At 40.6% G+C, this 13288-nt stretch carries 11 protein-coding genes; 5 read left to right on the forward strand and 6 right to left on the reverse strand.

Annotated features, from left to right (window positions below; genetic code table 11):
* The first annotated feature begins 127 nt into the window (after positions 1–127).
* Positions 128–655 (forward strand): galactosyltransferase-related protein, encoded by a 528-nt coding sequence (locus GVO62_RS15960; protein WP_159120087.1) that lies wholly within the window; start codon positions 128–130, stop codon positions 653–655.
* 243 nt (positions 656–898) lie between these two features.
* Here the strand turns inward: GVO62_RS15960 and GVO62_RS15965 are convergent, their stop codons facing one another.
* The 6 genes from GVO62_RS15965 to GVO62_RS15990 form a co-directional block, all read right to left on the reverse strand.
* Positions 899–2005 (reverse strand): glycosyltransferase, encoded by a 1107-nt coding sequence (locus GVO62_RS15965; RefSeq protein ID WP_159120088.1) that lies wholly within the window; start codon positions 2003–2005, stop codon positions 899–901.
* Entirely contained in the window at positions 2002–3156 is a 1155-nt protein-coding gene (locus tag GVO62_RS15970; RefSeq protein WP_159120089.1) for a glycosyltransferase family 4 protein, read from the reverse strand. The genes GVO62_RS15965 and GVO62_RS15970 overlap by 4 nt, the downstream gene beginning before the upstream one ends.
* Before the next feature lie 8 nt (positions 3157–3164).
* Positions 3165–4448: a right-handed parallel beta-helix repeat-containing protein gene (locus GVO62_RS15975; protein WP_159120090.1), complete on the reverse strand. Its 1284-nt coding sequence runs from the start codon at positions 4446–4448 to the stop codon at positions 3165–3167.
* 68 nt (positions 4449–4516) lie between these two features.
* Positions 4517–6004: an exosortase A gene (gene xrtA, locus GVO62_RS15980; protein ID WP_159120091.1), complete on the reverse strand. Its 1488-nt coding sequence runs from the start codon at positions 6002–6004 to the stop codon at positions 4517–4519.
* 53 nt (positions 6005–6057) lie between these two features.
* Positions 6058–6897, reverse strand: coding sequence for an XrtA system polysaccharide deacetylase (locus GVO62_RS15985; RefSeq protein ID WP_159120092.1), 840 nt, complete (start codon positions 6895–6897; stop codon positions 6058–6060).
* A 2-nt stretch (positions 6898–6899) separates the two neighbouring features.
* The gene (locus GVO62_RS15990) at positions 6900–8312 is read right to left on the reverse strand and encodes a TIGR03013 family XrtA/PEP-CTERM system glycosyltransferase (protein ID WP_159120093.1); all 1413 of its coding nucleotides are present in this window, start codon (positions 8310–8312) and stop codon (positions 6900–6902) included.
* A gap of 149 nt (positions 8313–8461) precedes the next feature.
* Here GVO62_RS15990 and GVO62_RS15995 point away from each other — a divergent pair, with 149 nt between their 5' ends.
* The 4 genes from GVO62_RS15995 to GVO62_RS16010 are packed head-to-tail and all read left to right on the forward strand — an operon-like array spanning position 8462 to position 13286.
* Positions 8462–9094, forward strand: a complete 633-nt coding sequence (locus GVO62_RS15995; RefSeq protein ID WP_159120094.1) for an XrtA/PEP-CTERM system exopolysaccharide export protein — start codon at positions 8462–8464, stop codon at positions 9092–9094.
* 31 nt (positions 9095–9125) lie between these two features.
* Positions 9126–10694 (forward strand): XrtA system polysaccharide chain length determinant, encoded by a 1569-nt coding sequence (locus GVO62_RS16000; RefSeq protein ID WP_159120095.1) that lies wholly within the window; start codon positions 9126–9128, stop codon positions 10692–10694.
* A complete protein-coding gene (locus GVO62_RS16005; RefSeq protein ID WP_159120096.1) occupies positions 10694–11644 on the forward strand; it encodes an XrtA-associated tyrosine autokinase in 951 nt (316 codons plus the stop codon). Before GVO62_RS16000 ends, GVO62_RS16005 begins: the two co-directional genes overlap by 1 nt.
* Before the next feature lie 10 nt (positions 11645–11654).
* Entirely contained in the window at positions 11655–13286 is a 1632-nt protein-coding gene (locus GVO62_RS16010) for a TIGR03016 family PEP-CTERM system-associated outer membrane protein (RefSeq protein WP_236547205.1), read from the forward strand.
* Positions 13287–13288: the final 2 nt, after the last annotated feature.

Below are 13288 nucleotides of genomic sequence, written 5' to 3' on the forward strand. Positions count from 1 at the left end.
AAAAACCTAAAGACAGTTTGAAGTTATTGTCGTATCCAATAGTGGAGCAATAGCTTCTGAAGCAATACTACGAACTTGCCAAGTATTATATTGTGACGTGAATTGTGGATACGCTCGGGCATGTAACTTGGGCGCAAAAAGTGCACAATCTGAAATGTTAGTCTTTTGCAATCCAGACATACATTCTACCTTTGAGCAAATCAAATATTTAGTTGACGTAACTAAAAGTTCTGAAACCATAGGGTTATTGTTTATTGACACTTCCAATAACCTAGGAAACTCACAAGACATAACTATTTTAGATGTATCGAATAAAGCTATTAGTTGTCTCTACATAATTAGAAAAAGAATATTTGAGCGCCTATCTGGCTGGGATGAGAATTTTTTCCTTTGGGGTGAAGACACTGACTTATGTTTGAGGGTTAGACAATTAGGGTTGACTACCTCTTTTGCACGTAACTTGGGAATAAAACACGATGCGGGAGTAACGTGGAGAAGTAATGACCTCGAAAAAAACATCTTTTACACGAAAGTATGGTTGAGCAGTCAGACCTATTTACACTTAAAACAAACTGGTATATTCGCAGCACGGAAATACTTAGCTAAGCAAATAATCATTGAATTAATGCGGATTGTATCACGAAAAAAACCCTAGGTCGGTCCCACAATTCCCTAACCCAACCTCAAATTTTGCACATTTTTACTCACGAAAGGAAACACAGTAGAGGACTGGGTTAAGTTTGATGGAAATTATTTTAAGTGGCAATCCATTTAGTACCATTTATCAATACTCGTTACGCAGCTTTATGATTGATGACCCAGAACTTATCGGTCTAACGTCTTCCTAACGGCGAAATAACTCTCTATCCCGCATCTAAATTTAGATGAAATATATTATTTATATACTTTCATAAACGCTTAAAACAAGTCCTTTGAAGTTATCACTGGAGAATTCTCTTTTTACTTTTTCTCGGGCGTTTTTCTCAAACTGTACTTTTTCACTTTCATTTTCCAATAAGAATCGAACACCATCGGCTAAGCCATTGGCGTTGTGAGCTTCGGTAAGAATACCGCAGTGCTGATCGACCGCTTCAGTGATGCCATTTACATTGGTTGTAACTATAGCTTTTCCCGCTGCCATGGCTTCCAATAGTGTGACGGGAAATGCTTCTTGATGACTTGCACATACGACGATATCCAAATCACTTAAGAGATCAAAAACGTTGTCTACTTGGCCATGAAACGTTGTGCAGTGGTGTACTTCTAACCTTGCAGCCTCTTTTTCAAGAAAAGGTTGCCTCGGCTCTTGAAGAATATCTCCACCTATCACATCAAACTGCGCTTTCACGCCGCTCTTCGTGAGTATTCTAGCCATTTGCAAAAATTCTTCATGCCCTTTTCTTTTCTGCAGATTTCCTATGATTCCGATTCGTGGCACAAAGTTGCTAAGCGGTTTATCCTTGGGTTTAAACTTTTGAATATCAACGCCATTATGAATAACAATGTGATTGGCTAGGGGCACCTTCCCCCTTAATTTAGGACTTAGATTTGTCTTTAGTTCATGACTACAGTATATGAAGGTGTGCACCAGAGGGCGTTTGGAAAAAACCCAATCAATAAAGCTAGTTTCGTATGGAAAATGCACGTGACAAATAATAGGAATATTTAGCACTTTACACGCGGGCGCGAGGCTTCTGAGAGCTAATATATCACCAGTATGAATAAGCTTGGGTGCTAATCTTTTGAGTAAAAGTAAGGAGTTGTACAGATACTTTAAAGATGAAAAGGGTTTGCGAAAACTATACTGAAAAAAAGTCCACTCTATGTGTGTCGTTTTACTCTCTTCTGCAAAGCGAGGTAAATCCCCTTCGGGACAAACTAAACTGACAGTATACTTTTCCTTTATGGAATCTATTACTGACAACGTGACTCTTTCTGCACCGCCCATCGCAGAGCTACTGTGTGCAAAAAGCACTTGGTTTTTTTTACTATCAATAGCTGTCATTTATTTGTGTCCATTAGCTCAATAAAGGCTTCAGCATGCTTGTCCCAATTAAACAATTGTGCCGCACTTCCAGAAATATTTTCACGATCCAGCGTTTTGCATTTTTTTAAAATACTAGGCAACGCTGTCTCAATAGCATGTGGTGATGAGCAGTCGACAATAAACCCTGTCTCACCTTCTTTGAATGTTTCGGAAGTCCCTCCTGAGTTTCCAGCGATCACTGGCTTACCGCAAGCTTGAGCCTCAACTAGAACCATACCAAAGCCCTCAATGTCATTCTGAATAGTTCGATTGGGAAGAATAAATACATCGCATTGTTGGTAAGCACTTATTAAGTCGTTATCGTCGAAGTTTGTATGGATGAATACATTATCTTGCAACTTATGTTTGTATATGAGGTTGCGTAGATTTTCTAGCTCTTCGCCCCTTCCGACAATAGCATACTGCAGGTTTGGCACCTGTTGAAGCAGCCGAGGCATGGCTTCAATGAGAAAATCTTGCCCTTTTCTTTTTTGCAAGCGACCTACCGTCAACAGCAACAGTGAATCTTTGGCCCAACCGAAGCGTTTCCTTATTTCTTGATTTTCTGAAGCTGGTTGAAACGTACTAATATCTACACCAGGATGAAGTACCTCGCACTTATTTACATTAGAAAACCCTAATGATTCAACAAGTTTTTGAGAGTTGTGGCTATTGCATATTAATGAAAAGGCATGCTTACAAACTTGTTTAACTAATATACTCTGCTCTCTGCTTGTTGCAGCTGTTTCAACATCTTCTCCATGTACAAAGCAGCTATATCGAGTGCCAGTTAACATGCTAACAATCCATGCCGTCACGCCTTCATGAATAACTCTGCCGCAATGAATTTCCTCTATTTCATGTTCTTTTATGATTTTTAAAAGCTTTTTTACGCAGGAGAAGTAAAACTGCAAACCAAAAATGCTTTTCACTCCCCACTCAGGAGAGTGAAGTGGTATACGGATAATCGGAATGTTGTGTGTTTTATCGAACGTAAAACCTTTTTCAAAGTGATGAGTACAAACGAGCACTTTGTCTCTAGGGAGTCTAGAGTATAACTCCCAAAACCAGCGCCCACTACCTCCCTCAATAGGAGGAAAGTTTTCTGTCAGCAACAAAACTTTCTTCATTCTAATTACTACTGCCCCTGAATAACTTTTTTATAATCGACGACATTTAATAGAGTAGATTGTTTTTGAAACTTAATAAGAAAATCATCGAGTTCCAGTTCATCATTTAGTTCTAAAGAAGCCTCTGCGCCATCTCTTGATTGGATTTTTTTGTTGGTACTGTTTCTTTTAATAAGTACGCCTGTAGAGTCTTCCCAGCGATACTCTATGGCGTTATCGTAAGGGTGCATTTGGTAGATTAGGTTGTCTTCGATTAGTACTCCTAAGTTACCTTCTGCGACTATACCTACGTCCGCAAAGGGGTCTCCATTATCCGTATGATAAATGACATTACCCTTTGCTACACCATTTCGGTGCGCGAAACGCACTCCCCTGTCTCGCAGTCTCATACCAAAACCTATGGCTCGGTCGTTATCAACGAAAATATTACTAATTACAGAGTTATTTTCAGCATTATCCCAAAGGTGCACCGCATGTTGAGCGATTCTCCCTTTTGGGCTTGCAATGTCTCGAAAGATACTATTTTTGATAGTCCAGTTGACTGCGCCTAAAGCATCAACACCACCAATATAGTAGTTAGGACCAATACCTTTTGTGTATTGAAATATGCAACCTTCTACAACCCCACCGAAAGATCTATTATTCTGTGATTCTTCAGTTTTATAGTTGTACGAAACTTTAAGCATCTGTTCATAAGAATCCTGAAAAATAACGTTTCGAAAGTGTGGATAACTAGCATTTATTTCACCAGCAACTTGAACTAAGTGATTTGGCACATCTGTAAGTGTCACGCCATCCAGCGTGAAGTAGTTTTTATTTACTCGAAATATTCCTTTAACGCGGCCGCCCTTAGCCATGCCCGTTCCTTTAAGAACAACATCATACGGGTTTCCAGTTGCAGACTTCACCATGACATGATCTGCTGTTACGTATATCGTATTGTTTATTTCATACAAGCCCTGTTCAAGAATTACTGCAGTGTGCCCCTGTTCATTAGCCCTTTTCATAGCTCTCCCGAATTCTTCGGTACTACTTACCCAGATCTCCTCGTATCCCTTTGGAGTATCGATAGGGCGCGACAAATAAACTCTTTCCACTGTAGAACGCACGCTATCAGGCTCTTGCACTACTTCCTCGATAAACCCTTTATCTTCAAGCTTTGCTCGAATACTCGCTTTCGTTTTGAAGTCAGCGAAAAAATAAAAGATAACTCCACCGACAACCAAACAAAATATAGTGAAGCCCAGGCCCATGACCATTCCGTCCAACAACTTCTTTATAAACTTTTTCATATCTAACAAGGTTCTCTAGTGCAGAGCGAGGTTTAAGAGTTTTTCTAAAAAAGAAATACAGACCTAATTTAATGATAAAGGGTACTAATAGCTTCAGGTACATACTCCTGATTTTCGCTTGAAACAAAAATCAGACTTCCGGATACAGGTTGACCTAAGAACACCAAATAAATTTGATACAGTTTCGCTTTTAAATCACTACTGAAAATCTTTTCATTTATAACAAACCACTTAGTTACAAATCGCGTTTTACCAGACGGTGATGCCAATTTAGTAACTTCAATGGATGTGTTAGCAATTTTTATATGGTTAAAAGAGTTTACGCTTTCACGCGACCACATGTCAGGTGAGTAAGAGCGATTTAGTGAACTAACTAGTTCATTATCAATACCGTCATACCAAGCGTAAACAACTGTAACGCACTCATCACTAGTTTGAATCCCTTTGGTAGCTTGATATGTTGGTTCGTTTAAGATGGGTTGCCATTCTTTGCTGGGCGCACATAAGTGCTCATTCGATAGATGAGAAAATATAGGGTCGCCCTGCTGAGATTCTTTCATAGTGTTGTGCATCAACCAATTAGTCCAAATTATTGACGCGACCAATATAAAAAATACAGTCAATAGAACACTATTTCGGTTTTCTACTTTTTTATAAAACGCTGTATCATCATTAACTTTGGACTGCGCATTTCTCATAAACTCACCAATGCAAAGCAAACAAATAATCACAAACGCAAAAAAGAACCACCCATATATAAGGTGATCGGCACCAGCTGCGTACTCCATATCAGTTGAGTAAGCAATAAGAATAATCCCGTATACACGAACCACATTTGCCACTATAGGAAAAATTAAAGAAATGAAAACAAAGATAATCTTTCTTTTAAATGAGTGTAGGTTCAGATAAGCGTAAAGGCTTCCTATAACGAAACTCGCTATGAAAAAGCTTACGCCCGAGCAAGCTTCTGCTACTAAAAAACGCCCTTGCGGTATTTCAATGTACAAACCGCTTCTAAACAAAGGAATACCAGTTAAATTTAGCAATGCTACTGAACCTGTCGCAGCAATTTCTTGAAGATACGGTATAAGTTGCTCACCAACAGGGATGCTAAATAGCATGAAGCATAGAGGAAAAAAGATTTTTTTTGCAGCAACATCACCGATTAGCAACCAGATAAGCGCGGGAAGAAGAGTGAACGTCGCAGTATGAGTAAAGAGCTGTACATCACCTGCTATACCGATCGCGTATAACAGAATTGCAGGTATAATAAGAGCTAAAGACATACTTGATGTCAACTTTGGAGACGCTAGTAACGCCTCTTTCTTTAAGTAAATAAGGTAGAGTGCGCCGGGAACAATAAAGAATCCATGATTGAATATTTCGTTTCCGTACCAGATATCAATTACGGATACTAATCCTTCCCAACACAGCCAAATCCATAAAAAAAGAAAGCATGCACTCGATAAATAAAATTGCTTATCGAACGCTAAAGAAAGTGACTGTTCTTGGCTTCCTGTTTTTTCTTCTTGTGTCACTTTATCACCTTTGTCCATGTTACAGCATCCTATCTCACTAGCTTCCTAAGTTCATTTAGAAGGTGTCGGGTTTACTCAATGCCGTAGGCTTTAGCCATAGTCACCCAATTAAAGTCACCAAGTAGTTTTTCTACCTTCCCTTCCATTCTAGAAAGGTTGATATAATGACGAGCCTTAGACTTCCATGGTGCAGAATTAAATTTTGGTTGATCAGCATCTATCTCCCAAGGATGAAAATAGAAACTGTATGGCGCACTTTCAGATTGCATGAACTCAGTAATACGACGTTTAGATAACCAATAAGGATAAAGACGAAAATAACCACCACCGCCAATTCCCACATTGTTTCCTTTTTTACGAACTGTAGGAATAGGTATTTCAATAAGGCCATTATCACGCTCGTACTTAAAGCGAGGCCATTCTGGCACACCATAAAGGTCATGATTAATTGGGTAAGTACTGGATGAATAAACAAACCCAAGGTCTTTGAGAATGTCGTACGCCCAAGTATTAGAATCGTTGATAGAAAAACTCGGCGCTCTATATCCTTTTAACGCCACACCGCCTATATCTTCGAGGATATCTTTACTTTGCTTAATATCATTGAAAAGTTCCTGCTCGCTCATAGTGGTAGCGCGCTGGTGTGCTAGGCCATGACTGGCTAGCTCGTGCCCTTCGCTCACTATTCGTTTTATTACATCAGGACAGCGCTGTGCTACCCAGCCAAGCGTGAAAAATGTGGATTTAACATTATTCTCTGAGAATAAATCCAATAGCCTATGGGTGTTGTCACCCACTCGAAGGCTGATGTTATCCCAATCTTTTTTATCGATTACGCCTTCAAAAGCAGAAACTTGAAAGTAGTCTTCCACATCTACCGTCATTGCATTAAGACGATTATCTAATTTCATAATTATCGCCCTTTACCAAACAGCACAACTTCAACGGTACGAATTAAAATAAGAATGTCTAACAATAGACTCTGGTGCTTAACGTAATAAAGGTCGAACTTTAGCTTTTCCATGGAATCTTCAACACTTGCGCCATAGGGGTAATTTAGCTGCGCCCAACCAGCCAAACCTGGCTTAACATTGTGGCGCTGATTGTAATAAGGCACCTCACGAACAAGCTGCTCTACAAATTGTGGCCTTTCTGGGCGAGGGCCGATAAATGCCATTTCGCCTTTAAATACATTTAAAAGCTGGGGTAATTCATCTACTCGGTATTTTCGAATGAAGTGACCTATGCGGGTGACACGATCATCGTTTTTACTTGCCCACTTTGCACCGTCTTTCTCTGCATCAGGTCGCATGCTCCTAAACTTAATGATTTTGAAAAGCTTACCGTTTAAACCCACGCGCTCCTGTTTGTAAAACACAGAGACACCTGTTTTGCGACCATCATCAAGATAGATTATTAATGCTGTTGTCAGCATGATTGGCCAAACAAAGAGAAATATGAAAAATGCTAATATCGCATTAAGCGTGTAATCTAACGCATCTCTTAAATAGTTCTGACTTTGGAAACCGTTCGAATAGATGACCCAACTTGGATACATCAGATTAACTACAATTTGCCCTGTCTCGCGCTCCATGAAATCTAAAAGTTCTGTTACTTCTATACCACGCAATCTGCAATCAAACAGAACTTCTACCGGTAACGTTCCTCGCCTTTGGTCACAAGCAATAACTATTTCTTCAATTTCATTGTCTACAATAAACTGCTGGAAGCTCTCATCAACTTTTAGATGGATTATTTTTTCTTTTTTAATGCCATCTTCGCGATTGTCACCTGGAATAGGGATAAAACCCACTAACTCAAACCCTATTCGGTCAACATCTCTTCGCATCCGTTTTTCAATAATTGATGCCCTTTCTCCGGCACCAAGCACTAAAATACGCACTTTACCTAGGCCCAACAGCCCTAGTCGATTAGTGAAGTATCTAAATACAACCAAAGTAATAATTATTGAACACACCGAAGCAGGTAAAAAATACGAATCCATGACCAAGTCGTCGAAAAACGCACGACTCAATACTTCTACTAAAAAATAGCTAAGGCCAACACTTACAAAAATACGGCGAATTATGCCTCGAAACGTTTCTCTAAGTTTGGCTTCATACAAGCCGACAGATAACGAGCAAAGTAATATGGAAACGGTAAGCATTCCCACATTTATAACAAGTTTTTCAACCGAAACATTTGGCGACATTCCGATTTGCGTGAGTATAAAATGAGAAATATAGCCCATGTAAGCTATGAGCAACGCTTCTGTTATTACTAGTATGTTTGAGCGTTTATTTTGATTGCGCTTGTTTACTGCCACCCCTGGCCCCCTAAAACTGCGGCGTTTTTCCCATCATAAAGGGATTTATTCCAATAGACTACAATTGTTATTGGCATTATAGTGGCATTTACCGTAGGGTAAACGACAAAAGCCATATATTAACCATAATGAGTGTAGGATGATCTCTTATGTTCCGCTTTAGAACGCTAATTACATGCTGTGCCCCTATTTTATTTATTGGTCTTAACGGTTGTAGTAATACCGCGGCATTGCCCGAAGCGACCACGCGACCTTCGCTGACCACCGACGTGAACGATTACCAGTACCTGATAGGCCCAGGCGACTCGTTAACTATTTTTGTTTGGCGTAACCCAGAAGTGTCAGGAAACTTCATTGTTCGTCCCGATGGCAAGGTTACTACCTCATTAGTCGAAGATATCGATGTGGCCGGCCGCACGCCAACAATGCTAGCCAGAGAAATTGAAGAGCAACTCTCGACTTATATCAACAATCCTAGAGTTACTGTAAGTGTAAATAACTTCACAGGCCCATTGAGTGAGCAAGTTAGAGTAATTGGCGAGGCCACGAACCCCAGCGCAGTCAGTTATTCGGAACACATGACCCTTCTTGATTTAATGATAGCCGTTGGCGGTCTTACTGAATTTGCTGACGGAAACAACGCAAAACTTGTAAGGGTTATTGAAGGAAGACAAAAGACCTTCGAAATCGATATCGACGACCTGATACGAGATGGCGACATCTCTAAAAATGTCGATATGCTACCTGGCGATATCGTAATTATTCCAGAAGCTTGGTTCTAGTTGTTAAGTAGTAAACGGAACAAATAATAAAATGCAGGACTTACAACAAACGCTAACCCAGATCCTTGATTATGTAAAAGGAGTTTGGATTAAAAAGCGTTACGTTATTATCTTTTCATGGTTAATCTGCCCTGTTGGCTTTTTGTATGTAGCCAGCCTTCCTGATGTCTATTCGTCGAAAGCCCAAGTGTTCGTAGACACGCGTTCTGTATTACAGCCGTTATTACGTGGGCTCGCTATACAGACAAATCCTGACCAAGAAATTCAAATGATGGCCAAAACATTACTTAGTAGAAGTAACGTAGAGAAAATAGCCAGAGAAAGCGATCTTGATATTACCACGACTACAGAAAACGAATTTGAATCTCTTGTAACGTCACTTACGAAGGAAATTAAACTATCGTCGACTGGACGAGATAACATTTACAATATTTCGTTTTCTAATAAAGAGCCTTTGGTTGCTCAAAGAGTAGTTCAAGAAACATTAGATCTGTTCGTTGAGGGTGCTTTAGGCAATAACCGCAAAGATACAGATACTGCCGGACGCTTTTTAGACGAGCAGATTGCCGAATATGAATCACGCCTTACAGAAGCAGAGCAACGTTTGGCTAACTTCAAACGTCAGTACAACGACATTCTGCCGCTGGCGGGCTCGTATTATTCTAGCTTGCAAAGCTTGAATGATGAGCTAGAAGCTACGCGCCTTCAGATAAAGCAAACACAGCAGCAAGCTGAAACGCTTACTAAACAAATAAGCGGTGTGAAACGCAACGATAGTTTTGGTGTAACAAACCAAGACGAACCGGTCCTTCGCACCCGCTACGATGAACGTATACGTGCGTTAGAAGAAGAGCTCGACAGACTTACGCTTCGCTTTACGGATTTGCACCCTGATGTGGTAGAAACTAAAGCACTACTAGAAAGTTTAGAAGACTCTAGAGACAAAGAAATTGAGGCTTTCCTAAGCGCTGACGAAGGCGATAACAATCAACCCCTGTCTGAACTTAACCGCGAAATTAAACTAGAAGCAAGCCGTTTAGAGAGTCAGATTGCCTCACTTCAAGTTAAGGAAACAGATTTATTACGCAAAATTTCTGAACTCGAAAGTAAAGTTGATTTAATCCCTCAAATTGAAGCTGAGTCATCTTCTTTAAACCGAGAATACGGTGTCACCAAACAGAAATACGAAGAGCTACTTTCTCGCCGTGAATCAGCGGACCTATCTCGAAGAGCAGATGTATCAGCGGAAGACCTTCAATTTAGAATAATAGAACCACCTTTATTACCTAAACGCCCTTCGGGCCCTAACCGTCTTATTTTTTATACCGCAGTTTTGGTGGTAGGTTTTGGCGCGGGAATAGCTGTCGCATTTCTAATTAGTCAGCTTAATCCAATTTTAATACGACCTAAGCAGTTACTAAATGTGTCAGATTACCCTATCTGGGGTACGGTCACGCACTTGAACATTGAGCAGATTAACAAAACCAATAGAACTCGACTTATCGTGTTTTTACTCTCTAGTGGTACTATTTTGGCTATGTATGGAGCGCTAGTCGCGGCTGAAATTATGAATATAGATTTATTTGGGGGGCTTCTTTAATGAAAAACACCATTGAAAAAGCGCTTCAAAAGCAAAAAGAAGCTAAAGCTGCAAAGCAGAATAATTTACCAGAAGACAAACTTGAAGAAGCCAGCTCTTCAAGCAAAGTAAAAGAATCGGAAGTTTCCATTGAAACCTCATCTACTAAAGAGCTGCCTGCTGTAGAGATAGTAGCGGAAGAGAAAGAGTTCGTTAATCAGCGGCCGCCGCTTGATGAGTTCACCATAAATTTTGATAGGCTCGATAAGAACGGGCATATCTCTTTGAATGGTGAGCGCAAGCAAATAAACGAAGAGTATCGAGAAATTAAGCGTAAGCTTTTAGCTAACGCTTTCGGCTCACTTTCAAAAACGTTACATAACCCTAATATTATCATGGTTACAAGTAGTCGACCTTCTGAAGGGAAAACCTTCACGGCGACGAATTTGGCAATGAGTATAGCCTCAGAGCAGGATAAAACGGTGCTTCTTGTTGACGCCGATGTGCTTAAACCAAATGTTTTGAATACCTTAGGACTAGAGCGTCGTAAAGGGCTAATGGAATATTTAACTGGTGATGTTGACGACATTTCAGATGTGCTGTACCCCACGAACATCGACAAACTAAAAATAATTCCTGCCGGAAAGTCGCACCACTTATCTACAGAGTTGCTTGCTAGCCAAAAGATGCACGAAACCGTAGATGAATTTGCTAACCGATATCCTGATCGAATAGTAATTTTCGACACTCCACCACTCATTGGTATCAATGAAAGTGCGATACTCGCAAATTTCGCCGGTCAAGCGGTGGTTGTAGTGGAAGAAGGTAAGGCAAAAATAAGCGATATAAAGATGTCTGTAGAACGTCTAAACCCAGACATGGCCATAGGATTTGTGGTTAACAAATCTGTTCATAATGACACCGATGGAAGCGGATATTATGGGTACTACTACTCAGAGCGTAACGATTAGGCGTTATTTGATGCCCAAAAATAGAATTATGAAGCTTTCGCTTGTTGCTATGTCTGTAGCAACAAGCTTCGTTGCACAAGCCAAGCTCGAAGTTAATGCTCTGGCTACTGCCGACACCATTCACCAGAACGTGAAAACTGAGGAAAACGGTACCCGTTCTCTGACTACGTTGACAGTTGCCCCAAAAGTTAATGCCACCTATCAAACTAGAACATTTCAAGGATTGTGGTCTGGCACTTATACCCACCTTGAACGGGACAATGACGATGCAAATCAGCGGCAGGATTATGCAGAGTACAGCTATTCAGCGCAGTGGGTACCATTTGAAAACCTGTTATCTTTTCAAGCCGCTGGCGCTTTAAATTATCAAAACACTAATTCTGCGAACTTTTTAGTTAGCGACTTTATTGCTAATTCTGACAGTCTCGCGAAAACAAGGTCCAATCGCCTTTCATCAACGCTCACCCTTGATCAAGGTGACTGGGTCAGAGGCCAAGGCACAGCGGCATATTCAGACACAGCGTCTGAACGGTCGATAACAAACAATAATGCTCTTAACAATGACAGTTACCAACTTACTGGTAACTTAATTAATGGTGATGAAGCCAAATATTTTCTCTGGTCAGTGACCGGTACTTATCAGAATACCGAGCGCGGACAAGCAAATACGGGCGACTTTGAATCGAGAACTGGTGACGGCTTTATAGACACGCGAGTTTATGGCGACTGGGCCATCCGCCTAACAGCGCGCCATGAAGCGAACCAAATATCAGATAGAGACGATACAAACAGCTTAGTAAGAGAGTTTAATTCGTACGGTGTAGGTTTAACTTATCGTCGGGCTGAAAATCGTTATATATCAATTACGGCAAATAAGAGCGATTCTGATCTCGAAGAAGACGATGGCGAAACCTTTATTGGTTTAGACATGCAATGGGCATTAAGCACCCGCACTCGCATAGCTGCGACTTATGGACGTCGTTTTTATGGTGAATCTGCTTCAGCAAGTATCGGCTATAACTCTAAATATTTGCGAACATCGTTCAGTTATACGGAGGACGTGACTAATACCTCAAGGCTTCTTGCCGACCCAGAGAATTTAGGCGTATTCGTTTGCCCTACGGCAACAACATCTATCGCCGATTGTTTTCAGCCCAATAGCTTAAACTACACACCCAGTGCCGGTGAGCAGTTAGTACAGATTACGTCTCAAAACGTAGAGTTCGACGACAATATTATTTTGCGTAAAAGTGCCAATTTTCAAGCTGGCTATGACTTTTCTCGCGTAACTCTCGCTTTTTCATGGCGCTACTCTGAAGATGATTACTTAGATGAAGATAGACTAAGGCGCACCTATTCTTTTGGTACCAACCTAGCCTATAAAATTGGTAGTTATACCAACTTAACGAGCAGTATTAATTACGCCAACATTACGGGTCTGGGAGCAGAAGAAACTTTCAGTGGAGAAAGTGATAATTGGAATGCATCTATCGGTCTAGAAAGAGAGTTCGGTCGCCGATTAAAGGCAAGTATTGACGCACGGTATCTTGAGCAAGAAGGTGATTTGAACGCCGGTGGTCAATTCGGAAATAACTATACCGATCGACGTATTAGCGCATCTATCACCTATACATACGACTAAGT

Source organism: Alteromonas sp. KUL150 (genome assembly GCF_009811475.1).
In the GTDB taxonomy this organism is placed as follows: Bacteria; Pseudomonadota; Gammaproteobacteria; order Enterobacterales; family Alteromonadaceae; genus Alteromonas; species Alteromonas gracilis.